We start from the raw sequence: 24782 nt of genomic DNA, 5'->3' as shown, positions 1-24782 counted from the left end.
CTGCCGATGGATGGAGCCCAGTTTGGGGGGCGGCCACACACCGGGGATCCGTAGAACTGACTGGTGAACCGGGCGGCGGTCCACCCGCGGAACGGGGCGGGGGCCGCCCCCGGGGCGGCCCCGGCCCCTGCGACGACCGGGCGTCAGCCCGGTAGTTCTGCCGATCCGCCGAACTGCCGGATCAGCGCCCGGCGGGACGACACTCCCAGCTTCCGGTAGACGTTCCCCAGGTGGTAGTCCACCGTCCGTACGGACAGCAGCACTTCGGCGGCGATCTCCCTGCTGGTCCGCCCCTGCGCCGCCGCCCAAGCGATCCGCCACTCCTGCGGGGTGAGGATGCCCAGGTCCGGCCGGTCGGCACTGGGCAGGGTGCGCAGGCCCAGCACCGTCAGCTCATGGCGGGCCTGTTCGGCCCACAGCCTGGCCTCGGCCGACTCGAAGATCTCCAGCGCCGCCGTCAACGGCCGGTGGGCATCCTGCCGACGTCTGGACCGGCGCAGCCACTGGCCCTGGCAGAGCAGCGTCCTGGCCCGCTCCAACGGCTCGTCGACAGCGCCGTGCGCCTCAAGTGCCTCGGTGAACAGCGGTCCCACGGCGGTGCCGTGCGCCAGCAGCGCACGGCACCGCAGCGCCGCGGCCCGCCGCCCGTGCCGACCGGTCGCGGCGACGGCGGCGTCCAGCCGGTCCAGCACACGCCGTGCCTCATCGGGCCTGCCGACCCGCACCAGTGCCTCGGCCAGGTCGGCGGCCACCGGAACGACAGCGGGCTCGACGACGGACCGCAGCGCCGTGTCCGCGCGGTCCAGCTCGACCACGGCGTCCTCGCCCCGGCCACCGGCCAGCGCCACGAGACCGAGCGCGTACCGGACACGCACCTCGGTCTCCAGGTCGTCCGGGCACAGCCGCATCGCCTCCTCGGCATGGGCCGCGCAGTCGTCCGCGCGGCCGAGCACGGCGGTGACCATGGACAGCGTCGCGCGGGAGGCCGCGATCGTGGTCGGCTGCGCCATCGCGTCGGCGACAGAGGCGCATTCCAGCGCGTCGGAGTAGGCCGTCAGCGGTCGGCCGACGCGGATCTCCAACTGCGCTCTGCGACGCAAGCCGTAGCCGAGCAGCGCGATGTCGCCGACGGCCCGGGCACCGGCGATGTCGCGGTCGATCATGCGGCGCGCCAGGGAATAGTCCTCGATGTACATCAGCACTTCGGCAAGCTCCGCGCACGCCCCGTTCGGCACATGCCGCTCACAGACCGCGACACACGCCCTGGCCAGCTCGGCACCGGCCGGCTGCCCGGCGAGCACCTGCGCCAGCGCCAGGCGCACGGCCCCCTTGGGGAACGCGGGGTTGGGGCGGCCGTCCGGGGCGGTCAGCGCCATCACCTTCGTACAGACCTCAAGCGTTGCCGCGATGTCCCATCTGGCCAGCGGCGCATTCATGGCCAGGCTCAGCATCCGGCCCGCCGTCAGCCGGTCCTCCGGACCCGCTCCGGCCGCCTCCGCGACCAGCATGTCGAAGATGTCGCCGGTCCGCCCGCGCAGCACGGCATGGTAGGCGCGGTCGCCCAGCATCGCGATGCGCGCGCTGACGTCGTCCCCGGCCAGCGTCTCCGCCTGGTCGAGCAGTTCCTCGGAGTGGTCCAGCGCCCCGGCGGCCGACCAGACCGTCACGGCGGCGCAGATCCGGGTGGCCCGCAGCACCGGCTCCCCGGTCAGTTCGGCGGCCCGTTCCAGGGCGGCGGCCTGGGCGACGATCCCGCCCGTCCGCCGGGCGCGGTCGGCGGTGGCCACCAGGGCCGTCGCGACCTGTTCGTCCGGTCCCACCGTCGCGCAGGCGAGATGCCAGGCCCTGCGGTCCGCGTCCTTCGGCGAGGTGCACGCGTCGGCCAACGCGGCGTGTGCCTGCCAGCGTTCGCCCGGACCGGCCTGCGCATAGACGGCCGACCTGATCAACGGATGCCGGAACGTCACCATCCGTTGGGTGATCTGCACCAGACCGCCGACGGTGCCCTCGTCGAGCGCCGCGAGTTCGATCCCGAGCGCTTTCAGCGCCCGCGCCACCACCTCCAGCTCCGCGCTCCCCGCCGCGGCGCACACCAGCAGCGCCTGTCGCTGCCGGGCCGGCATCGACACCAGCGACGCCGCGAAGGCACGTTGCAGCAGCTTTGTCGTCGGCAGCGGTTCGACCAGTTCGCTGAGGCTGTCCGCGGACTCCAGCGGCAGCACCCGGGGAAGCTCCAGCAGCGCCAGCGGATTTCCCATGGTCAGCGCGGCGAGCCGGACACCGACCAAGGCCGGTACGTTCCCGCTGCGGGCCAGCAGTTGCAGGCTGGCCCGTTCGCTCAGACCCTCCAGGCGCAGGGTCTCGATACCGGGCGCGTCGAACTCGGGGACGTCCCGGGTCGCGAACACGATCAACGCCGGATCGGCGAGCAACCGGCGCGCCGTGAACAACAGGGCGGCGGACGACGCGTCGTCGATCCAGTGCGCGTCGTCGATCAGACACACCAGCGGCCGACGGGCGGCAGCCGTGGTGAGCAGGGCGAGAATCGCGGCGTAGACCGCGTGCCGTCCGGCCGCCGCCGCGGAGGGCGCGGCACTGTCATCGGCATCCTGTGCCACATCCCGTACCGCGAGGGTCCTCAGCACATCGGCGTACCGGGCAGGCAGCTCCCGCACCACCGGGAACAGCGGCCCGATCAGCTCGCTCAGCGACGCAAGGGCCAGCTCCGACTCGAATTCGACACCCGCCGCCCGTACGACGGTGCAGTCGTCCGCGATCTCGGCGAGATGATCCAGCAGCGCCGTCTTCCCGATGCCCGGCTCGCCCCGCAGCACGATGCTGCGCCCCTGGCCCGCGCGCGCCTCGTCCAGCAAGGCGGCTAAGCGCGCGCATTCCGTCTCTCGTCCGACTATGTGCATGTTCCCCCCAGACGGCCCCCGCTGCTGACCATGCTAGGGACGGGCGCCCGGACCACGTCGCGCGAGGACGCACGCCGAGTCGCCGACAGGCCGAATGCCGCACCACCGCGCGGTCACGGTCGGTGACCGGGTGACGCCGGTTCGCCCGTCCCGAGGCGTCGTACCGCCCGTCCGCTGGCGCACCCCGTCCTCGGCCACGGGTGGGCTGCGCATCGCCGATCCCGTGCCGCACGGCCTTTTGTCGCGGCAACCGCGAAATATCCGTCGGCTATGCCGTCCTGCGGGCCCACCACATAGGAATGGAGCGGTCCGAACAATCTGTGCATCGGGGCCCGAGGGTCCGTCGCGAGAAACGGAAAATGCATTAACGAAGAGTTCGCGTCGGCAACTCAAGGTGATATCCCCGGCCCCGCGATGTGAGGGCACGCATAGGGCCCAGGTCACATACGAAGCCGCTTAGGGCATGAAGGGGAGCCTCGTGAGCGGGCGAATGGCATGGTTTGCCCCGTTTCGTCCCACCTGTTGTGACTATCGGGCGTAGTACGTCACACCTTTGCCAGACGCTTTTGCCGCCGCTAAGAATTGTTCTCGTTGCTCGGCGCCGCGGTCATTCGGACCACGGCGTTTGTGCTGGAAACACCAGTCTGCCGAAGGCATTCCGGGCGGCATCCGCGCTCTACGAAGAGGTTCCTTAGTCAATGCTCAAGAACACCAACATTCGTGCTCGTGCTCGTGCTCTGACCAAGATCCGTCCGACCAGGACGCAGAAGCTGTCCACCGCCGGCGTGGCCGCCCTCGGCTGCTGCGCGATCGCGCTCAGCGCCGCGCCCAGCCAGGCGCAGACCCCCACGCACCAGGCCCCCGCCGCCGCCCCCGCGGCCGCCCCCGCCGCGGTGCACCAGGCCGCCGCCAAGCCGACCGCCGTCAAGGCGTCCGGCAGCAACCTCGACGGCTGGATCCGCCAGTCGCTCGCGATCATGAAGCAGAAGGGCATCCCGGGCTCCTACAGCGGCATCTACCGCAACGTGATGCGTGAGTCCGCGGGCAACCCGGCGGCCATCAACAACTGGGACATCAACGCCCAGAACGGCATCCCCTCCAAGGGCCTGCTCCAGGTGATCGACCCCACGTTCCGCGCCTACCACGTGGCGGGCACCTCGTGGAACATCTACGACCCGGTCGCCAACATCACCGCCGCCTGCAACTACGCCGGCCACCGTTACGGCTCGATGGACAACGTCAACAGCGCGTACTGAGGCAGACGCGGACCTCTTCACGCCAGCAGAAGAACCACGGGCGGCACCCCTCAACCGGGTGCCGCCCTTCCGCGTCCCCCGAGGCGGGCCGCTCACCCGGTGCCCGCCCTCCCCGCCACCCACCGCAGCAACGCCCCCCGCCCCCGCTCCGGCACCGTCCACAGCGGATGGCCGCGCAGCCCCCACCCGCCCAGCAGGGCGTTGGCGGCGAGAAAGCCGCTGGTGGCGGCCCGTTCCATCAGGGCCACGGGGAGCTCGGTGCGCACGGTGTCGCCCGCGACGACCACGCCGGGTGTCGGAGTGCGTACGGCGGGCCGGTCGCCGTATCCGCCGACCGGGAACAGCGGGCAGTCCGCCCGCCACTCGTGGCGGGCGTCCACCAGCCGGGCCGAGCGGGTCTCCGGGTAGACGCGGTGCAGCTGGGTGAGCAGTTCGTGCTGCTGCTTGTCCCGGTCGGTGTCGTCGGGCAGCGCGTAGGCGTGCAGTTCCACGACCGAGCCGCCGGTGCGTGCGGCCCAGCGGGCGGACTCGCCCTCCCAGTGGTTGAGGACGCTGACATTGTCCAGGGGGCCGTATCCCGCGGTGCCCAGGAAGCCGGGCCGGTCGGTGCGGACCGGCTGGTCCAGCCACAGCCGGGAGACCAGGAACGGGGGAGCGGTGCGCAGCCGGCCCATGCACTCGCGCCACGGCCCGTCCCCGAGCCCCGGCGAGCGGGCCACCAGGGCGCGCAGTGCTCCCGGGTCCGTGGCCAGCACCACACCGTCGCAGCAGTCCTCGGTGCCGTCGGCGGTCACCCGGAAGCCGCCGCCGGGGAGGGCCGTGACCGCTTCGACGCCGGTCGCGGTCCGCAGTTCGGCCCCGAGCCGGGTCAGCTGCCCGGCGAGCGGATCCCACAGGGCCCCCGGGAACGGCTCGGACGGTACGTCGAACAGCAGTCCCTCGGCCGAGCCGAGGAAGTAGATGTGGAACATCAGCGCCATCTCCGCCGCCGACAGCAGTCGCGGGTCGGCGAAGAAGCTGCGCGAGAAGACCTCGAAGGCCAGGTGGCGGGCCGCCGCCGGGAAGCGGATCGCGTCCAGGAAGTCCTGTGCGCTGAGCCGGTCGAGCCGGTCGTAGACGGCGGGCACCCGTACGTCGAGCAGCGGCAGCGCGGCGCGGGCGTTCATCCGGGGCAGGTCGCCCGCCCGGAAGGAGCCGCTCAGCGCGGCGAAGGCCAGGGCGCTGAACGGCGGGGTGCGCGGCACCCGCCGGAAGCCGTCGTGGGCGCCGCCCGCGTGGCGCAGGGGGTAGTCGGGCAGGGCGGTCAGCCGGGAGAGGGCCGGGTCGGTGCGGCGCAGCAGAGCACGCAGGTTGTAGTACTGACGGAAGAACGCATGGAACCCCCGGCTCATGGTGACCGTGCTGCCGTCGGCGAGCCGGGTGGACCATCCCGCGAGCCGCCCGCCGAGCACGGCCTCCCGTTCGTACAGAGTGACCCGCACTCCCCGTTCGGCCAGTGCGGTGGCCGCCGTCAGACCGGCGATACCGCCGCCGACGACCGCGACGCGGGGTGCGGACGCGGGGTCCGCCCGGTCGGCTCCGGGTGGCGCGGGCAGCAGCCGGGCCAGCCGGTCCCGCCCTGGGCGGGGCGTGCGCGGTCGGACGGCCGCGGTCATCGCGCGCCCTCCTTGCCCGCCGTCGCACCGGCCTTCGCCCGGGCTCCGGCGCCCGTGTCGCGGTCCTGCGCCGGGCGCTCCGCCACCACGGTGTGTGTGATGCCCGTCTGCCATCCCGGCAGCGGCAGCACCCGCACCCGCTCGAAACCCGCCCGCGCCACCCGTCGGCCCAGGGCGTCGGCCGTGTCGAATTCGACGACACTGCGCCACAGATGGCGGTAGAGCGGGCCGTCCCCGAGCAGGGCGGCGACCGGCAGCACGAGCCCCCCGCACACCGCGCTCCACACGGCCCGGTGCCCGAACCGCCCGCTCAGCGCGTACTCGTGCACCGCCAGGCGCCCCCGCGGCGCGAGCAGCCGGTACGCGGTGGCGAGCACGGGGTCCGGGGAGGCGGTGTTGCGCAGCAGATATGCGGCGAAGACCGCGTCGAAGGGGCCGCCCACCCCGGCTTCCTCCAGACGCTCCACCGGTGCGTGCACAAACCGCACCGGCCGCGCCCACCGCCGACCCGCCGCCCGGCGGAGCATGCCCTCTGAGGCGTCGACCGCCGTGATGTCCGCGCCGGGCAGGACGGCGGCCAGGGCGGCCGTGGACGCTCCCGTGCCGCACCCCAGGTCCAGTACCCGCAGGCCGCGTCCGCCCGGCGGGAGGCCGAGCCGCCGGGCCGAACGGCGCAGTTGGGCGTGGTATCCGGGGTTGGCGGCCACCAGGGTGTCGTAGCTGCGGGCGGCGTGGTCGAAGGCGCCGGCCAGGTCGGCGTCGTGCAGAAGCGGCATGCGGGGTCCGGCTTTCGGGCTCAGGCGGCGGGAAGGCTCCGGCGCGGGGCGAAGGGCAGGGTGAGGGCGGAGGAGAGCATCGCGGCGACGGGCACATGCAGCCCGATGCCGAGGTCGTCCGGGAGGGTGGTCCGGCCGTCCAGGAAGCGCAGCAGCCGGGGCGCGGGCACCCGGGTGAACAGGCGGGAGAAGAAGGCCGGTCCGTCCACCCGCCCGCGGTCGAGCGCATGCAGCAGCACCGCGTCCATCAGGCGGGCCCGGGCGGAGTGGGGACGCGGCGGCAGCGGATGCCGTCCGTTGTGCAGGGCGTCGGCCACGGCGGCCGTCTGCCGCTGTACGGCGCTGAAGGTGTAGCCGGTGGAAGGGCGGGTGGCGCCCGCGCAGGCACCGATCCGGAACACGCCCGGTGCGGTCTGCCGGGGGAAGTCCGCGTCCGTCATCGGAATGACCCCCTGCTCGTACGCGGTGATCTCATGGCCGCCCAGGCCGAGTACGTGCTCCGCGTAGTGCCGCAGCGCCCGTTCGTACCCGGCGCGGTCGAGCACCCGGCGGGAGAACTCGGTGTACTCCACCAGCGCCTCGCACGGGGTGACGGGCAGTACGTAGCCGAAGGACAGGCCATGGGCGGGCTGCGGTGTGCGGAAGTCCATCAGTTCCACGACGGACGGGTCGAACACCGGCCGTGCCGTCCGCACAAACCAGCCGCGGAAGTGCTGCAACAGCGTCGTACGGGCGGGCGGCAGCCGGTCGAGCGGACGGGAGTCGAACACCTGGCGGGCGCGGACGATGACTCCGCCGCCGTCCGGGCGGCGCGCGTGCAGGACGGCGCCGCCGCCGGGTGCCGCGGTGACGCGGTCCACGGCCGCCTCGACGTACGACACCCGGTCGCTCGCGGCGATCCCGCGGCGGCCCAGTGCCTCGAAGGCGTCGGAGCGCAGCATCTTGTAGCGCAGCGGCGCGATTCCGGCGGTCACCGCCGTGCCGTCGGCACCGCGTACGCGCAGCCACTCCCAGGACGCGGTCAGCGCCGGGTCCCAGGGACCGCCCTCTGGCTCCCAGAAGCACCAGGTGCGGGGTGCGGCGCGGGCCGGGCCCGGCGGGGCGGCCAGCAGCACGGTGTCCAGCCGTACGGCACCCGCGGGCGGCCGGGCCAGCCGCAGGGCGAGCGTCAGCCCCGCGGCGCCCGCACCGACCACGGCCACATCGGCCTCCCACTGCACGACCGCCGCTCCCTTCCGTGGATCGCCTCTCGGTCAGGGCACCGGTCAGGGCGCCCGCCGACAGGGCGGGACCGGTGCCGTGCCCGTACGCGACCCCGTCCCACCGATTCTTCCGGCCGGGGTGCGCCGACGGATGCGGTGCGCCGCGTGTCGTCGCCACCGCTGTGCGGCGCGCGCACCTGTGACCCGATTGGTGCATCCGGACCGGCGTCCGGCGCGGAATGTCTGACGACGTATGCGATGTGACGACGGGTGAGAGGATCCGCGATGCGCTCCATCCAGGCGACCTGCCGGCACACGGCCGCCCCACCGGGGGAGCCGCCCGACGCCCGGGAACCCAGAACCGGTTCCGGCCCCCGGGCCCGGACCGGACCGGGAGCCGCCCGGGAAGCGGCCGCGGAAGGCGCAGGCCGAACCAGCGCGCGGGACCTCCGCGGCGGCGAACCGCACGACCAGGACGGATGTCCGGACCCCGTGGCCGTCGACGCAGACGTGCCCGCGGCCGTCCGCGAAGTGCTGGCCCCGCTTCTCGCCGCCCGGCTGGAACACGCCCGCGGGCTGGACACGCTCTTCGCCCGGGACCTCGCCGAGCGCGTCGCCGACTTCGCCCTGCACGGTGGCCGCCGCGTACGCCCCCGGCTGCTGTGGTGGTCACTGCGCGCCTGCGGCGGCGGCGAACCCGCCCAGATCCGGGCCGCCCTGCGCGTATGCGCGGGGCTGGAACTGCTCCAGACCTGCGCCCTCGTCCACGACGATGTGATGGACGCCGCCCCGACGCGCCGCGGCCGCCCTGCACTGCACACCGCCCTCGCCCACCAGTACGCGGACGACGCCCCCGGCGCGGCCCGGCGGCTCGGTGAGGCGGCCGCCGTACTCGCCGGTGACCTCGCCCTCGCCTGGGCGGACGACCTGATGACGGACCTTCTGCTGGACGCCACCGGCCTGCCGCCCGATGCCGTACGGCGCGTGCGCGACGGATGGCGCGCGACGCGTACCGAGATGGTCGCCGGACAGTACCTCGATGTGCACGGCCAGGCCACCGCCCAGCGGACGACGACCCGGGCCGTCCGGGCCGCCTGCCTCAAGAGCGCCCTGTACACGGTGGAACGCCCACTCGAACTCGGAGCCGCCCTCGCGGGCGCGGACCGGACGGCCACCGGGGCGCTGTGCCGGGCCGGGCGCTGCGCGGGCCTCGCCTTCCAACTGCGGGACGATCTCGACGACCTGTTCGCCGACCCCGCCGTCACCGGCAAACCGTCCGGCGGTGATGTACGCGAGGGCAAGCCGACCTACCTCATGGCCGTGGCCCTAGCCCGCGCCGCCGCGGACGGCGACCCCGCCGCGCTCGCCGTCCTGGACGCGGTACCGGGCCGCACCGGCCTGACCGAGGCCGGACTCGACCGGATCCGTGACGCCGTGACCGCCACCGGCGCCCACGACCTGGTCCGGGAGAAGATCGAGCGCCTGGCCCACCGGGCCCTGCGCCACCTCGCCGAGGTCGACCTGGAGCGCGGCCCGGCCGCCCGACTGCACGCTCTGTTCGCCGAGATCACCGGTACGGCCGGGCGGTGCCCGGAGCCGGTCGGCGGCCTGCCGTCCGCCGCTGCGGGTCCCGAACCGCACGGCGGCCCGGGACCAGCCCCCCTCGGCGGCGCGCACTCCGTCACCTCGGCATCGGAGGACGGCCGGTGACCAGAACCCTGACGGGCCCCACCGACCATGTGGTGGTCGTCGGCGCCGGACTGGCAGGCCTCGCCGCCGCCCTGCACCTGCTCGGCGCAGGCCGCCGGGTGACCATCGTCGAACGCGACAACGGGCCCGGCGGCCGCGCCGGACGACTGGTGCGCGGCGGCTACCACATCGACACCGGGCCCACCGTGCTCACCATGCCCGAGATCGCCGACGAGGCGTTCGCCGCGGTCGGCACCTCACTGCGCGAGCACATCGAACTCATCGAGCTCCACCCGGCCTACCGTGCGGCCTTCGCCGACGGCGGCACCCTGGACGTCCACACCGACCCCGAGGCGATGGAAGCGGAGGTGGAACGCTTCGCAGGTCCCGCCGAGGCCGCCGGATACCGTCGGCTGCGGCACTGGCTGACCGAGCTGTACCGGGCCCAGCGGCACCGCTTCCTGGACGCCGACTTCGACTCGCCCCGGCAGCTGCTCGGCCCGGACCTGCTCCGGCTGGCCGCGCTCGGCGGCTTCGGCCGCTGGGAGAACGGCGTCGCCCGCCATCTCCGCGACGAACGCCTGCGCCGCGTCTTCACCTTCCAGGCCCTCTACGCGGGTGTGCCCCCCACCCGTGCCCTGGCCGCCTACGCGGTGATCGCCTATATGGACACGGTCGCCGGGGTGTACTTCCCGCGCGGCGGCATGCACGCCCTGCCACGCGCCATGGCCGAGGCGGCCCAACGAGCCGGTGCCGCCGTCCACTACGGCCGACCGGTCACCGCACTGGAACGCTCCGGGGAGCGGATCACCGCCGTCCTCACCGCCGAGCAGCGCATCCCCTGCGACGCCGTCGTCCTCACCCCCGACCTGCCGGTCACCTACCGCCTGCTGGGCCGCACCCCGCGCCGCCCGCTACGGCTGCGGCACGCCCCCTCGGTGGTCGTCCTGCACGCGGGCTGCGATCGCACCTGGCCCCAACTGGCGCACCACACACTGTCGTTCGGAAGCTCCTGGCGGCGCACCTTCGAGCAGCTCACCCGCACCGGCGAGCTGATGAGCGATCCCTCCCTGCTCATCACCCGGCCCACCGCGACCGACCCCGCTCTCGCCCCGCCGGGCCGCCATCTGCACTACATCCTGGCGCCCTGCCCCCACACCGGCATCGGCCCCGGCCCCGCCGACTGGCACGATCTCGGCCCCCGCTACCGCGACGCGCTGCTCGGCGAACTGGAACACCGCGGACTCGACGGCCTCGCCGCCGCGATCGAAGAGGAATGCCTGATCACACCGGCCGACTGGACCGCGCAGGGGCACGCCGCGGGCACCCCGTTCTCCGCCGCGCACACCTTCACCCAGACCGGCCCCTTCCGCCCCCGCAACCTGGTACGCGGCACCACCAACGCCGTCCTGGCCGGGTGCGGCACCACACCCGGTGTCGGAGTACCACCGGTCCTGCTGTCGGGAAAGCTGGCCGCCACCCGCATCACCGGCACACACGACGGCACACCCCGCCACCGCACCCGGACACGCAACCGCGCGGAGGAGAGCCGGACATGACGACCCGTCTGCCCGCCACCCGCCACCGGGCCACGCCCGCCACGCCGCCCCCCGGACGCGAAGCCTCCCATCACCCCCGGGCCGCCCACCCGACGCCCCGAGACGAGGGCTCACCTCATCCCCCCATCCGCCCGAAGGAACTCCGCCCATGACCGCCCGGGAACTGGACGCGGCCGGTATCACCCACCCGGACCTGCGCGCCGCGTACACCCGCTGCCGGGAGCTCAACGCCCGGCACGGCCGCACCTACTTCCTCGCCACCCGCCTGCTCACCCCGGACCGGCGCCCCGCCGTACACGCCCTCTACGGCTTCGCCCGCTGGGCCGACGACATCGTCGACTCCCTCGACAGCACCACGGGACCGGCCGAACGGATCCGCGCCCTGGACCGGCTGGACGCCGACCTCGCCCGCGGCCTGGGCGGCGGCACCGGAGCCGAGCCGGTGGTACGGGCGCTGGCCGACACGGCGCACCGCTACGCCATCGACCACCGGCACTTCGCCGATTTCCTCGCCTCCATGCGCAGCGATCTGACGGTCGACTCCTACGCCACCCACGCCGACCTGCGCCGCTACATGCACGGCTCCGCCGCCGTGATCGGACTCCAAATGCTGCCGGTTCTCGGCACAGTGACCGACCGTCAGGAAGCCGCACCGCACGCGGCCGAACTGGGCGTGGCATTCCAGCTCACCAACTTCCTGCGGGACGTGGGGGAGGACCTCGACCGCGGCCGGATCTACCTCCCGCAGGACCTGCTGAGCGCCTACGGCGTCCACCGCGCCCTGCTGCGCCACTGCCGGGACACCGGCCGCACCGACCGCCGGGTCGTCGCGGCGCTGCGGGAGTTCGAGTCCCTGACCCGCGCGGTCTACCGGCGTGCCGCACCCGGCATCGCCCTGCTCGACCCGGTCTCACGGCCCTGCATCCGCACGGCCTTCGTTCTCTACGGCTCCATCCTGGACGCCGTGGCCGCCACCGGCTACGCGGTACTGCACCGCCGCGCCCTGGTGCCCCGGCGGCACCGGGCCCTGGTCGCCGCGGACGGTCTGCTGCGGGTCGCCGCGGCCCGCACCGCCGCCCATCGGACCCCACGGCGGCCCGTCCCGGCCACCGCAACTACGCCCCACCGCCCCGCCCACCCCCTGCCCCGCCACGAGGAGGTCGCGTGAGCACGCCGCCGTCCGGCCGCCCCCGGCGCCTGCCGCTGAGCCTGCGCCGCACCCCGGTCGCCTGGGAACGCCAGCGCCCCACCTGGCGCGAGGCCAGACCCGCTGTGATCGCCGAAGCACTGAAACGGGCCCAGGCCCGCCCCACCGGCAACTGGTACGTCGTCGGCGCCTCCCGCGATCTGCGCCCGGACCGGCCGCTGGCCCGGACGGTCGCCGGACGGGAGGTGGTGCTGTGGCGGGACGCCGAAGGACACCTCGTGGCCGGTCCGGGCAGCTGCCCCCATCTGGGCGCCCCCCTGCGCAACAGCCCGGTACGCTGCGGCACCCTGGTGTGCCACTGGCACGGACTGGCCCTGGACGGAAGGCCGTTGGCGGGCTGGACGCCATGGCCGGCGCATGACGACGGGGTGCTGGCCTGGGTACGACTCGACGAGGCCGGGGGAGAGGAACCCGCCGCCAGCCCGGCGGTGCCCCACCGACCGGCGCCCGCCGGGGCGCTGACTGCCGTCTGCACCGCGGTGGGCGTCTGCGAGCCGGAAGACGTCGTCGCCAACCGGCTCGACCCCTGGCACGGTGCCTGGTACCACCCGTACTCCTTCGTCGACCTCACCGTGATCGGCGAACCCGGCCGGGACGGCGAGGACGACGCGTTCACGGTGGATGTCTCCTTCAAGGTCGCCGGCCGGCTGGTCGTCCCGGTCCGGGCGGAATTCACGGCACCGGGACCGCGCACGGTGATCATGCGCATCACCCGCGGCGAGGGCGAGGGCTCCGTGGTGGAGACGCACGCCACCCCCCTCGGGCCGGACGCCTCGGGTCGGCCGCGCACCGCGGTCGTGGAAGCCGTGCTCGCCACCTCAGGCCGACGGGGCTTCACCGCGGCCCGCCGCGCCGCACCCCTGCTGCGCCCCCTGATGCGGGCCGCCGCGGGCCGCCTGTGGCGCGACGACCTGGCCTACGCGGAACGCCGCTGGGAACTGCGCTCGACGGGCCGCTTCCCGGGCTGACCGCCGACCCGGAGACGGGTGTTCCGGCGACCGGCTGCTCAGGGGTCCGTCCCACGCCGTCACCGGCACGAACGGTAGTCTGCCGTCCTCATGCAGGAAGCCCGCCAGCCGTCCGCATCCCCCTCGAGGCCGGGGGACCACAAGCCTCATGGCAGAGGCTGGCTCCCGCACGGCTACCACTTCGACACCCACTCCCACGTGGATGGCCAGCTGGTCTACGCGGCCTCGGGCGCCTTGGCCACCACGACCGATCGCGGAACCTGGGTGGCACCCGCCAACCGGGTGACATGGACGCCGCCGGGTTTCGCCCACTCCCACCGCTTCTACGGCAGGACAGACGTCTGTCTGCTTGCCATCCCGGCCGCCGAGTGCGGTGAACTCCTGCCGTATCCCAGTGTGTTCGCGGTGAGTCCGCTGCTGCGGGAAGCCCTGCTGGCACTGACAGGCCGGAACGGGAGACCTCGCGGCGCCGTCGAGAGGCTGCGCGCGGTGGTGATCGACGAACTCGGCGAGACGCCTGAGCAGTCGCTCCATCTGCCCGAGCCGCGGGACGACCGGCTCCGCGCCGTGACCGACCTCCTGCACGCCGACCCCGGCCAGTCCTCGACCCTGGCCACGCTGGGGCACAGGGTCGGCGCGAGCGAACGGACCCTCAGCCGGTTGTTCCGTACCGACCTCGGCATGAGCTTCCACCGCTGGCGCACCGTCCTGCGCATCCACCACGCCCTGGCACACCTGACGAGCGGGTGGTCCGTCACCGACACCGCGATCGCATGCGGCTGGTCCAACCCGTCGTCCTTCATCGAGGCCTTCACGGCCGTCGTCGGCCAGACACCCGGTCGCTACCAGACCGGCCTGCACGCCCACGCCACGTAGCGGACCGGTCCTCCCGGCCGGGTTGGCGGCTTGCCGGTATCGGCTGTCCGCATGCCGGTGGCCGACGCCTGTGGTCGGCGGGCACGGTGGTGTCCGGCGGCTCTCTTCCCCACCAAGCCGCCGAACACCACCTGTTCTTCGATGCCGACGGGGTGCGCGTACTGCACCAGTGGGGGCTGGGTGAGGTCGTGGAAGGTCAGGCCCACGGTTCCTCCGACGCGGGACTGCCGATGCTGGTCGACGGAGAAAGGAGGCAGTGGAAGGCCGACGATGACGGCAATGACGACGAGGACGACGTCGATGGTGCGTACTGCCCACAGCAGATCCTCGTCCGCAACCTCATCAGGGTCTTCCTCCGCGACGGCGGTGACCTTCGCTTCGGAGCCGAAGACGTCTCGCTGGAAGACCTCGACACCGATCGTCCCCGGGTTCGCTACCGGGACGCGTCCGGCTCGACGACGGTGCTCGGGTGCGACGTCGTCGCGGGCAGCGACGGCTGTCGCGGCGTCAGCAGGACAGCCATTCCGGAGAATGCCCTCACCTGCTACACCCACGAGTTCGGGTACGCCTGGCTGAGCGCCATGACGGAGGTACCGGCGGATCCCCCGGCGGTGCTGGCCGTGCACTCCCGCGGCTTCGCCGCGCAGATCACACGCGGCCCGAGTACGAGTCGCCTCTACGTGCAGTGCCCGCTCACCGACACCGTCGAACAATGGCCGGACGAGCGCATCTGGGACGAACTGGAGGCCCGTTTCGGCGAACCCGTGAAGAACAGGGGCCCGATCACGAGCAAGCAGGTCGTGCCGCTCCGCGGTGAGGTGTTCAGCCCGATGCGTTGTGGCAGGCTCTGCCTTCTCGGTGATGCGGCCCATCTGATTTCCCCGATGACCGCACAGGGAATGAGCCTTGCCCTGCACGACGCCGATGTGCTTGCCCGCGCGGTGGTCCACTGGATCGGCAGGGGAGATCCGAGCCTACTCGACAGCTACTCCGACATCTGCCTGAGCTACACATGGAAGCGTCAAGCAGCCGCGGTGTGGATGACCGAGACGATCCACAACTCCGGTGACCCCTCCTACGAAGGCGAATTCCGCAGGCAGATTGCCCGCAGGAACCTGGAGACTCTGCTCCAGCCGACCGAGGAGATCAACCACCCGGTCGATTCGATGAGCGGCTGAACCGCCCTTCCAGCGCCGGACGGCAGAGAGGGCCGACGCTCCGCACGCAGTCCGTGACCGGCGGCCCGGGGCTCCAGCTCCCCCACCCACCCTACGGAGACGCGGGGCGGGGGGCCCACCCCCCCCCCCCCCCCCCCGGGCGCAGCCCCCCGGGGGCCGCCCCGCCGCCTGGTAGGCCCCCGCGCCGGGGGGGTCGCGGCGGCCGGGGGCGCCCCCCCCCCCCCCCCCCCCGGGGGGGGGGGGGCGGGGCCCCCCCCCCCCCCCGCGCCCCGCCGGTCATCAGCCGCCTGTCGTCAGCCGAGCAGCTTGCTCGCCAGCGTCGCGGCGTTGTACGAGCCCCAGCCGGTGGTGAAGTCCCAGCCCGTGCCCGCGGAGTAGGCGCCGTTGCTGCCGCTGGTGATGTCGTGGAAGCCGGTGCCGTTCGCCGAGTAGAGGGCCGGGTTGGCAAATCCGAGACCGGCCTTGCCGGCCGCCGTGGCCTGCTGGTTGTACAGCGCGGCGAACGCCGCCCACTCGGGCGCGGCCGCGCTGGTCCCGCCGACCGATCCCCAGGAGCCCTGCGAGTAGATCGACACGCCGGGGGTGGGGTTGGCGTGGGCCGAGACGTCCGGCACCTGGCGGTACCCGCCGCCCGCGCTCTTCTGCACCGCGGTCTGCCAGCTGGGGATCTTGAAGACGGAGGACTTGCCGCCGCCGCCTCCCGACCAGGCCACCTCCTTGCTCCAGGCGTTGGACGAGGTGACGGTCAGCTTGGTGCCGCCGACACCGGTGACGTACGGGTCGCTGGCCGGGTAGTCGACGGCGGTACCGCCGTCGCCCGCGTCGTCGGAGCCGTCGTCGCCGGCGGCCGCGTAGAAGCCGAGGCCCTGGGCGGCGCCCGCCTTGAAGACGGCGTCGACCGCGTTGATGTTGGAGGTGGTGCGGGCACTCTCGGCGGCGCCCCAGCTGATCGAGGTGGTGGGCGTGCCGCTGTCCACGATGGCCTGGTAGGTGTCGACCTCCCCGGTGTCGGAGTTGGGGGCCTCGAAGACGGTAACGTTCGCCTTCGGGGCGATGGCGTGCAGGACCTCGATGTCCAGCTCGACCTCGACCTGGCCGTCGCCGAGCGAACCGGAGCCGTCGTCCACCTTCTTCACGGTCGGGTTGGGCGACCCCAGGCCGTAATACTTGTCGTACGCGGTGATGTTGGACTGCTGGAAGCCGTCGAACTCGATCAGCGCGATCTTCTGACCGCTGCCGTTGTACGCGCCGGAGACGTTGTATCCGCCCTTGAGTTGAGCCGGTGTGTACCCGCCTCCCGGGCCGTTGTGCGGCGTGACGGTGGACGGCGTCGCCTGGTGGTGCAGTTGGACACGGTTGTTGAGGCCCGCCACGTCGCTGACGAGGGAGGCGACGGCACGGGGCAGCGTCGGCGCGCTGTCGTTGGCGTAGAAGGAACGGCCCGTCCTGGCGTCCTTCCAGGTCGACAGCTTGGTGCCGAACGCCCTCTCCAGCTGGGCGGCGGTGCCGCTGGCATCGACCAGCAGGTTGCCCGAGTGGACGGTGCCGACGGTCAGGCCCTGGTCGCGCAGGTAGCCCTTGAGCCGCTTGATCTCCGCGTCGGTCCGGCCGAAGCGGGCCGCGAACTGACGTTTCGTCAGGTAGTGGCCGTAGGACCTCGAATGCGGGTCGCTGACCCCGGCGACAAAGGTGTCGAGCGCCGTGCCCCCTCTGGGTGTGAGGCTGATCGCCACCGATATCCGCTGTCCGGCCGCGACCTTGCCGGTGCGGGCCGCGTTGTGCTTCAGGCCCGGCAGCACATCACCGGCGAGGGCGGCACGGGTCGCGTGCGGCTGGGGCGCGTTCGCGGCGTAGGCGGCGGGGACGGCCGCGGTGACGGTCGCGGTGACCAGGGCCGTGGCGGCGGCCAGACCGAGCATGTTCAGACGTGATGTCACTGAGCTTCTCCGGGGAGTGGGGAGTGGGGAGTTGTTCCGGAAGCGGAACGGCTTCACCGTAGAAAGCCCGGCCCCACCCCCATAAGCGGGGGAACCCTTGCGCTCCGTATGAACGCCCGATGTCATGTCAACGACGTGTGTCGAACGTACGGCGTCCCTGCGGGCGGCCGGCCTGACTGACCGTTACGGACTGCTCCACAGGCCCCACTTGGCCGTCGCCGCCACCCGGATCGACAGCCGCCGTGGAGGCGATGAGGGCGACCGCCATCGCATGGGCGAGCGCGGTGCGCGAACGCACCCCGACCTTGCGGTAGACCCGCGACAGTGCTCCCTCCACCGTCTTGACGCTGATGAACAGCTTCGCGGCGACCTCGCGGTTGGTGGCCCCGCCGCCGACCAGCTCGGCGATCCTGGCCTCCGTGGGCGTGAGTTCGAGCCTGCCCGCTCCCGCCTCACCGCTGCGTTCACCGGCGTCCAGCCGGGACAGCTCGTCACGGGCCCGCGCGGCCAGCGGCGCCGCACCGATCCGGGTGGCGGTCTCCAGCGCCTCACCGAGCACCTCCCGCGCCGCGCCCCGGCGGCGCGAGCGTCGCTCGACCGCGCCGAGCGCGATCAGGGTGCGCACCAACTCGACGGGCAGGGGGAGCCGACGCAGCCGGTCCACGGCGGCGCGCAGCCGCGCCGCCCCCTCCTTCGCCCGTCCGCCGGCCGCCTCCCGCAGCCCCTCCGCCCGCTCCAGAGCGGCCCGCACACTCTCGGGCACACCGCCGGTCACCCGAGCCCAGGCTTCGCGGAGTACGGTCCCGGCCTCGTCCGTCTCGCCCAGCACGACCAGGGCCTCGGCCAGGTCGGCGTGCCAGTGCAGCACGGGCGGATCGGCGGCGCGCAGGGCAGCCGCGAGTTCCCTGACGCGCTGCAACGCCTCGACCGCGGCCGCCGCTCCCCGCGGGTCGCCGGTGAGCAGTTCGGCCTGCCCGAGCACGGCCAGGGCGCGCAGCAGGAACAGCCGGTCGCCGTCGGCTTCCGAGGCACGCACCGCCTGTTCGGCCAGCCGTCTGGCCTCGTCGGCGGTGCCGCCCGCGGTGGCCGCGAGTGCGGCCGCGTACAGTGCGGGAGCCGCCTGGGCCATGGCGTGCGAGCAGCGCTCGGCGGTGTGCAGCGCCTCACGGCAGTGTCCGGCCCGCACCTGGATCCGGGTCAGCGACACCAGGGTCGCCACCATCTCCTCGACACCCGCGAAGTCTTCGATGGCGGCCAGGAGTCCGACGGTCTGCTCCCGCGCCTCGGTCACCCTGTCGGAGTCCAGCGCGAGGATCGCCCGCATCCGGATCAGCCGCCAGTTCTGCGGACCGGAGTCGGGTCCCCCGGCCAGGGCGAGCGCCTCCTCCAGGGCACGGTCCGCCGCGGCCGGTTCGCCGACCAGGGACAGCACCCGGGCGAGAGTGGCGAGCGCCCCGATCCGGGTCTCCGTGTCACCCGCCGCGGCCGCCTGCCGGGCCGCGTGCCGGGCGTCCCGGGCCGCTTCCTCCAACTCCCCGCACAGCAGACCCCGCACAGCCGCCCAGTGATGCAGCCACGCCTCGGCCTCCGGATCGCCCTCGGCGTCCCGGAGGCCGTCCCGGATCAATGCATGGGCGCCCTCCAGCGCCTGCCCGGCGCTGCGCAGCAGGACCAGCCTGGCCCGTACCCGCAGGCGCGCCGAAGCCGATGCGGCGAGGACGGTACCGGCGGTCTCGGCCGCCTCCTTCAACCGCCCGGCGTCGCACGCGTACTCGGCCGCGGCCAGCAGCCGGTCGGCCCGGGCCGCGGGCCGGTCGCCGGGGGTGCGGTGCGCGGCGAGTCCGGCCAGTTCGAAGGCGGTGTCGAACGAGCCGTCCCGCCGGGCGTACTGTGCCGCGGACATCAGCGCGCGGGCGGTGTCCTCGTCCTCGTACGGGCGGGCGCAGGCGAGATGACGGGCCCGCTCGACAGGCTCGCCGACCGCCTGGGCCAGCAGCGCGTGCGCCTGCCGACGGCTGCTCTCCGGAGCGTCGGCATGGACAGCGGCCCGCACCAACGGATGCCGGAAGCGTATGACCCCGCCTGCCACGGTCGTCGCCACGCCGAGCCGTTCGGCCTCCGCCAGGCCCGCGGCGGGGTCGGGGATCCCGGCGGCGCGCAGCAGCGCGAGGCTGGGCCGGGCGGCGGTGCTCGTGAGCAGGAGAGTGTGCCGTACCGCCTCCGGCAGTGTGCGCGCCCGGTCCAGCAGCAGGGTGCGCAGTCTACGGGGTACGGGCAGCGTCGGGCCGAAGGCCACGGATGCCGGACCCTGCCGGGCTGCCCGCCCCAACTCCAGGGCGTACAAAGGGTTTCCGGCGGCCGTGTCCTGAATCGCCCGCAGTACGTCCGGCGGCAGGTCGCCACCGAGGTCGGCGCGCACGATCCGAGCCACCTCGTGGTCCGTGAGCGGCGGAACCGCAAGCTCGGTGACCCCCGGCGGGCAGGAGCGCAGCCGCTCGGGCTGCTCGCCGTCCGACACCCGCTCGGTGGCCACCATGCGGACGTTCAGGCCGCCCAGGCGGCGTACGGCGAAGGCGAGCGCCTCGGCGGTGAGTTCATCGAGCCACTGAAGGCCGTCGAGGACCAGCACCACAGGGCCGGTCGCGGCCAGAGCGCGCAGCACATCGAGGACGGCGACGCGCACCGCGAGACGGCTGCGCCCGTCCGCCGGTTCCGGGCCGTGCAGCAGAGCTGCGCTCAGCGCTGCCCGGGGCTCGGGGGCGGGAGCGTCCAGGCAGCTCTGCGGCACCCCGGCGAACAGATCGATGAGACCGACGAACGGCAGCCGGGCATCGTCCTCCGCGGGCGAGCAGTACAGCACGGTCCCACCCGACGAGGCATGCGCTGAGGACGCCATCAGGGCCGCCACGAGCGTCGACTTGCCGATCCCCGGAGGACCGTGGAAAAGCACTCCGGGACCGGCTGTCAGCTCGGCCCGGGCGGTGTCGAGCAGCTCGCGGTGCCCGGTCAGTGACCGGCCGCCCACCGCAGCCGCCCGTCCTCCGCCCGGGAAACGGCACCCGCGGTCGTCGTGCACGCCCCGCACGGTGACGTGTGACACCCGGCACCGAAGGCGCAACCATCGGTACAGCGCATGCCACGGACCCCGGGACCACTGATCATGTGCACATGACAACCCGCACGGTTTCGCCTTGTCAATGACTGCTGCCACGCGGCCCGTCCACCCGGCCCCGCAGCGACCACGGACCGAAGCGTCCCCGCGGCCACCCCCTGCGCACGCACTTCGGCGCGACCCTCGTAGAAGTCGGACACCGCCGCGCCGCCGCGCTGCCGCGCCCGGGACGGCAGCCGCTGTTGCGTCAGGCGGGCAGGGCGGCCAGCCACTCGGTGAGGAGGCGATTGACCTCGGCGGGGCGTTCCTGCTGGATCCAGTGGCCGCAACCGTCGAGGATGTGGGAGGAGACCAGGCCCGGGAGGGTGACGGGGTACGCCTTGATCGCGTCGGCCAGCCATGTCGTGGAGGCGTCCTGGGAGCCGCTTATGAACAGGGACGGCTGGGGGAGGGGAGCACCGTCGAAGGAGGCGAGATCCTCCCAGTCGCGGTCCATGTTGCGGTAGCGGTTGAGCGCGCCGGTCATGCCGCTCCGCTCGAACTCCCCGGCGTAGAAGTCGAGGTCCCGCTCACCGAGCCAGGCGGGCAGCCGCCCGGCCGAGAACCGCTCCCGGAGCGTGCCGCCCCTGCTGGCGAAGTGCGGGTCGGGGGCGCCGGGCGCGGCCATGGTGTCGGCGGACAGCGCCGCGTAGAAGCCCGCGAGCCAGCCGCGTACCTCGGGCTCGATCTCGGCCTCTGCTCGTCCCGCCTGCTGGAAGTAGGAGACATAGAACTCCTCGTCCCCGCCCATCTGTTGGAAGAGGTCGCTGGGGCGGGGGCCGCCGCGCGGGGTGTAGGGGACACTCAGCAGCCCCACCGCGCGGAAGACCTCAGGCCGCAACAGGGCCGAGTTCGCGGCGATCGTCGCGCCCCAGTCGTGGCCGATGACCACCGCGGACTCCTCGCCCAGGGCGCGCACCACCGAGACGTTGTCCTCCACGAGGTCGAGCATCCGGTATGCCTCGGTCGCGGTGGGCTTCGAGGAGCGGCCGTAGCCGCGGACGTCGAGGGCGACCGCGCGGTACCCCGCCGCCGCGAGCACCGGCAACTGGTGGCGCCAGGAGTACCAGGACTCCGGGAAGCCATGGACGAGCAGCACCAGCGGCCCGGACCCCTGCTCCACGAGATGGATCCGCCCGCCGGGCGTCGGGACCAGGTGGTGCGTGAACTCCTCGGCATGCTGCGACATGTGACTCCTCCAGGACCTTCGGTCTGCTGAGCGCCGGGCAGGCCCTTGTCCGCCGTTCCGTCCGCTCAGCGTCGATCATGCGTGGGACCCTGCCGGGAGGACGAGCACGTTTGCCGGTTCGGCAAACCGGAGTCCTACCACGGGACGGTCTCACCATGGCGATCCAGGAACTGGAGCCCGGGAGCGCCGACTTGTGCTTCGAGGACGTCGACGACGGCCGGGATGCTCTCCTGAGGGAGGAGGGGTGCGTCGGCTCCGCCGAGCCGGGTCCGGTTGTGGCCAGGGTCTATGAGCAACTTGGTGTGTCCGTCGTCGGCATGGCGGGTGGCGTAGCTGCGCATCAGCTGGTTCAGCGCGGCCTTGCTGGCCTTGTACAGCTCATAGCCGTCCTCGGTGTTGCGCGAGATGCTGCCCTGCTCCGAGGACATGACCGCGACGGTTCCGCCGGGCGCGACGAGTCCGCGGAGGGTTTCGAGGGCACGCAGCGGGCTCAACGTGTTGGTGATCATCACTTCGGTGAACATGTCGGTCGGGACTTCGTCGATCGACAGATTGCCCCGGTCGATCGCGGCGTTGACGAAGAGCAGATCGAGCCGACAGCCTTCCAGGCGGCCGCGTAGGGCGGCCAACTGCTCGGGGCTTGTCATCTCCAAGGACTCGACCTTCAGCCGCCCGTCCCAGGCGTCGGCGCGTGCCTCCAGCTCGCTGCCCTCCTGACGCGCCGTGGCCGTGACGTGCCAACCGCGCCGGGCGAGTTCGTCGGCGAGCACGAGTCCCAACCCTCGTGAGGCCCCAAGGACGAGTGCTCGGCGTGCGGATGAGGACATGGGTGTGGACATGGGGGTGGACAGGGCCGACACGTTCAACTCCTTGCATTCCGTGCATGACGACTACCTCAAAGTTAGACGAGACGTCGCGTCTAGACAATGCCCTGGGGATATCCGCCGGGTATGGTTCTCGCATGCCCACCGCCAGCTCTCAGCCCCGCAGGCCACGCTCCGGCAACCGGCGCGACGAAGGCGCCCGGCTGGCCGTGCTGCATGCCGCGGACGACCTGCTCGTGGAGCATGGCTTCGGCGCCCTGACCGTCGAGGCGATCGCGCGCCGGGCCGGTGTCGCCAAGCAGACGATCTACCGCTGGTGGCCCTCGAAGGTCGAGATCCTCCTCGACACTCTCATCGAGGACAGCAACAAGCGCCTGCCCGTCCCGACGGAGGAGCCCACCGCGGACAGCATCCGCGGCTATCTGCGCGACTTCGCCCAATTCCTCACCGACGACACCGCGGGCAAGGTCCTGCTCGCACTCATCGCCGAGGCGCAGCACGATCCCGGAACGGCCAGGAGCTTCCAGGAGCGCTATCTCGCTCCCCGCCGACAGCAAGAGAGCGACATGCTCGTGCATGCCGTGGACGCAGGCGAGGTCTCACCCGGACTGGGCCCCGACGCCACGATGGACGCCCTGGTCGGCCCGATGCTGTACCGCGCCCTGGTGGGTTCGCCCATCCCCGGCGACCTGGTGGACACCCTCGTCGAGGATCTGCTCAGGCCCCGCTCGAAGTGAGCGCCCGGGGCGCGCCACCCGCACCGCGCCCACGCCACCCGCACCGCGCGCCCGCTGCCTAGTTGCTTCAGCCCCGGGAGCCGGAGGAGCAGGGCGCAGGGTTCAGGTCGCGCGTGGCGGCGGGCAGGGCGCGTCGCCTAGTGACCGGCCGGTGCGGGTACCAGGCCGTCCGCGACCAGACCGGCCAAGACCGCTTCCCCGAGGGCGTGGACGGCGGACTGGGGACGCACCATGACGGTGAACTCCTTGATCCGACCGTCGTCGTCGAAGTGGAGCAGATCTATGCCGTGGATCTCCTTGCCTCCCACCCGGGCGCGGAAGAGCAGCACCGCCGACGGGCCGGAGGCGTCATCGGCGCTGGTGCTCGCGGTGCCGGCGTAGCTGCCGATGTAACGGAAGTCCGAGAAGGTGCGCAGCAGGACTCCGAACAGCCCGAGCACCATCTGCTTGCCCTCGAAGGGGGCGAACTTGACGGGGCTGTAGAAGCTGATGTCCTCGGTGAAGAGCTCGTCCAGGGCCGTCAGGTCCCGGTTGTCGACGGCGGCACGGAAGTGGTCTGCGGTGTCCATGAGGGCTCGCCTTCTTTAGTCATGGATGTGATTACTCATTTTCCTGACTATCATGCGAGCTGTGTCCGGCGACAGAGGCATGCATGAAGGAGGAAGTCCGATGGCGCTACGCCACGCGGTGCTGGCAGCACTGCTTGAGGGAGAGCTCAGTGGCTACCAGCTGACCAAGTCGTTCGACCTCGGTGTGGCGAACTTCTGGCACGCCCAACCGCAGCAGCTCTACGCCGAACTCAGCCGCCTGGAGAAGGACGGGCTCATTGCGGGCCGGGCCGTGGTCCAGGAGACACGTCCCACCAAGCGCCTGTTCCATGTGACCGACGCGGGGCTGGCGGAACTCGAGGAGTTCGCGACCGCATCCGCCAAGCCCTCGTTCATCCGCGACGACCTGCTCGTCAAGGTGCAGGCAGCCGACCGCATCGACACCGAAGCCCTGATCACCCAGCTCACCGAGCGTGCCGCCTTCGCCCGGTCCAAGAGCGACCTCTTCGGCAAGCTGCTGCGCTCCATGCGCGGGGAGCGTACGGAAGAGGAGTTCCTGCGTCACGGGCACCGCGTCGGCCCCTACTTGACGTGCCTCCGAGGTCTGGCCTTCGAACAGGGCAACCACGACTGGTGCGAGCGCACGATCACGGTCCTGCGGGAGAGGCGGCAGACCCAGGCCCGCGAGTAGCGGCCGTCGGCCGTCTCGACGTCAGAGGACGTGGAGGAAGGTGCCCGGGGCGGTGGCGCTCCCGCCGGTGGTGGTGAGTGAGATGGATACGGCGCCCAAGGCGTGGTTGGGGCGACCGCCGCGACGTTCGTGGCGGACAGGACGGCGAAGGCGGCGGCCGTCGTACCGAACGTCACACTGGTCGTGGTGGAGAGCGAGGTGCCCGTGATGTTGACCAGAATGCCTCCGGCCGGAATTCCCGTGATCGGGCTGAAGCCCGTGGCCGTCGGCGGACTGACGAAGGTGTAGCTGCCGCCCGTGAAGGTTCCACCTCGGGTGGTGACACCGGGCGTGATGGAACCGGCCGCCTGGGCCGGGGTCACACAGGTGATCTGGGTGTCGGACACGATCGTGGGGGCGACGACCGTGCTCCCCAGTTCTG

The 24782-nt window shown here is 72.8% G+C and carries 19 protein-coding genes; 9 read left to right on the top strand and 10 right to left on the bottom strand.

Annotated features, from left to right (window positions below):
• Positions 1–143 precede the first annotated feature (143 nt).
• Complete coding sequence (locus ACIHAA_RS23755) at positions 144–2918, bottom strand: AAA family ATPase (RefSeq protein WP_399820342.1); 2775 nt, start codon at positions 2916–2918, stop codon at positions 144–146.
• 698 nt (positions 2919–3616) lie between these two features.
• Here ACIHAA_RS23755 and ACIHAA_RS23750 point away from each other — a divergent pair.
• Positions 3617–4174, top strand: coding sequence for a transglycosylase SLT domain-containing protein (locus tag ACIHAA_RS23750; RefSeq protein ID WP_399820340.1), 558 nt, complete (start codon positions 3617–3619; stop codon positions 4172–4174).
• A gap of 92 nt (positions 4175–4266) precedes the next feature.
• Here ACIHAA_RS23750 and ACIHAA_RS23745 read toward each other — a convergent pair whose 3' ends face one another.
• The 3 genes from ACIHAA_RS23745 to ACIHAA_RS23735 are packed head-to-tail and all read right to left on the bottom strand — an operon-like array spanning position 4267 to position 7825.
• Entirely contained in the window at positions 4267–5829 is a 1563-nt protein-coding gene (locus ACIHAA_RS23745) for an FAD-dependent oxidoreductase (RefSeq protein WP_399820338.1), read from the bottom strand.
• Positions 5826–6605, bottom strand: coding sequence for a methyltransferase domain-containing protein (locus ACIHAA_RS23740; RefSeq protein ID WP_399820336.1), 780 nt, complete (start codon positions 6603–6605; stop codon positions 5826–5828). Before ACIHAA_RS23740 ends, ACIHAA_RS23745 begins: the two co-directional genes overlap by 4 nt.
• A 20-nt stretch (positions 6606–6625) precedes the next feature.
• Positions 6626–7825 (bottom strand): lycopene cyclase family protein, encoded by a 1200-nt coding sequence (locus tag ACIHAA_RS23735; protein ID WP_399820333.1) that lies wholly within the window; start codon positions 7823–7825, stop codon positions 6626–6628.
• Positions 7826–8299: 474 nt separating this feature from the next.
• Between ACIHAA_RS23735 and ACIHAA_RS23730 the strand changes: the two genes are divergently transcribed.
• The 6 genes from ACIHAA_RS23730 (at position 8300) to ACIHAA_RS23705 (ending at position 15284) form a co-directional block, all read left to right on the top strand.
• Entirely contained in the window at positions 8300–9517 is a 1218-nt protein-coding gene (locus ACIHAA_RS23730; RefSeq protein ID WP_399820332.1) for a polyprenyl synthetase family protein, read from the top strand.
• Positions 9514–11055 (top strand): phytoene desaturase family protein, encoded by a 1542-nt coding sequence (gene crtI / locus ACIHAA_RS23725; protein WP_399820330.1) that lies wholly within the window; start codon positions 9514–9516, stop codon positions 11053–11055. Before ACIHAA_RS23730 ends, crtI begins: the two co-directional genes overlap by 4 nt.
• Before the next feature lie 148 nt (positions 11056–11203).
• Positions 11204–12223 carry a phytoene/squalene synthase family protein gene (locus ACIHAA_RS23720; RefSeq protein WP_399820329.1) on the top strand — a complete coding sequence of 340 codons (1020 nt, stop codon included), beginning with the start codon at positions 11204–11206 and terminating at the stop codon, positions 12221–12223.
• A complete protein-coding gene (locus ACIHAA_RS23715) occupies positions 12220–13230 on the top strand; it encodes a DUF5914 domain-containing protein (protein ID WP_399820327.1) in 1011 nt (336 codons plus the stop codon). Before ACIHAA_RS23720 ends, ACIHAA_RS23715 begins: the two co-directional genes overlap by 4 nt.
• 90 nt (positions 13231–13320) lie before the next feature.
• The gene (locus ACIHAA_RS23710) at positions 13321–14106 is read left to right on the top strand and encodes an AraC family transcriptional regulator (protein ID WP_399820325.1); all 786 of its coding nucleotides are present in this window, start codon (positions 13321–13323) and stop codon (positions 14104–14106) included.
• An 89-nt stretch (positions 14107–14195) separates the two neighbouring features.
• A complete protein-coding gene (locus ACIHAA_RS23705) occupies positions 14196–15284 on the top strand; it encodes an FAD-dependent monooxygenase (RefSeq protein ID WP_399820323.1) in 1089 nt (362 codons plus the stop codon).
• A gap of 293 nt (positions 15285–15577) precedes the next feature.
• On the opposite strand, the gene ACIHAA_RS23700 is transcribed toward ACIHAA_RS23705, so the two are convergent.
• The 4 genes from ACIHAA_RS23700 to ACIHAA_RS23685 all read right to left on the bottom strand — a co-directional run bounded on the left by ACIHAA_RS23700 (position 15578) and on the right by ACIHAA_RS23685 (position 22388).
• Entirely contained in the window at positions 15578–17221 is a 1644-nt protein-coding gene (locus ACIHAA_RS23700; protein WP_399820321.1) for a protease pro-enzyme activation domain-containing protein, read from the bottom strand.
• A gap of 127 nt (positions 17222–17348) precedes the next feature.
• Positions 17349–20297 (bottom strand): AAA family ATPase, encoded by a 2949-nt coding sequence (locus ACIHAA_RS23695; protein WP_399820319.1) that lies wholly within the window; start codon positions 20295–20297, stop codon positions 17349–17351.
• Between the two features lie 283 nt (positions 20298–20580).
• A complete protein-coding gene (locus ACIHAA_RS23690) occupies positions 20581–21561 on the bottom strand; it encodes an alpha/beta fold hydrolase (RefSeq protein ID WP_399820317.1) in 981 nt (326 codons plus the stop codon).
• A 134-nt stretch (positions 21562–21695) separates the two neighbouring features.
• The gene (locus ACIHAA_RS23685) at positions 21696–22388 is read right to left on the bottom strand and encodes an SDR family NAD(P)-dependent oxidoreductase (RefSeq protein ID WP_399820537.1); all 693 of its coding nucleotides are present in this window, start codon (positions 22386–22388) and stop codon (positions 21696–21698) included.
• Between the two features lie 134 nt (positions 22389–22522).
• Here ACIHAA_RS23685 and ACIHAA_RS23680 point away from each other — a divergent pair, with 134 nt between their 5' ends.
• Positions 22523–23122, top strand: a complete 600-nt coding sequence (locus ACIHAA_RS23680; protein ID WP_399820315.1) for a TetR/AcrR family transcriptional regulator — start codon at positions 22523–22525, stop codon at positions 23120–23122.
• Positions 23123–23259: 137 nt separating this feature from the next.
• Here the strand turns inward: ACIHAA_RS23680 and ACIHAA_RS23675 are convergent, their stop codons facing one another.
• Positions 23260–23691 carry a nuclear transport factor 2 family protein gene (locus ACIHAA_RS23675; protein ID WP_399820313.1) on the bottom strand — a complete coding sequence of 144 codons (432 nt, stop codon included), beginning with the start codon at positions 23689–23691 and terminating at the stop codon, positions 23260–23262.
• A 100-nt stretch (positions 23692–23791) separates the two neighbouring features.
• Here ACIHAA_RS23675 and ACIHAA_RS23670 point away from each other — a divergent pair, with 100 nt between their 5' ends.
• Complete coding sequence (locus ACIHAA_RS23670) at positions 23792–24361, top strand: PadR family transcriptional regulator (RefSeq protein ID WP_399820310.1); 570 nt, start codon at positions 23792–23794, stop codon at positions 24359–24361.
• Here ACIHAA_RS23670 and ACIHAA_RS23665 read toward each other — a convergent pair.
• Positions 24253–24723, bottom strand: coding sequence for an IPT/TIG domain-containing protein (locus ACIHAA_RS23665; RefSeq protein WP_399820535.1), 471 nt, complete (start codon positions 24721–24723; stop codon positions 24253–24255). The genes ACIHAA_RS23670 and ACIHAA_RS23665 overlap by 109 nt on opposite strands.
• Positions 24724–24782 lie beyond the last annotated feature (59 nt).

This window comes from Streptomyces sp. NPDC052040 (assembly GCF_044548405.1).
Lineage (GTDB): Bacteria > Actinomycetota > Actinomycetes > Streptomycetales > Streptomycetaceae > Streptomyces.
This window is presented reverse-complemented; position numbering and strand designations above follow the sequence as displayed.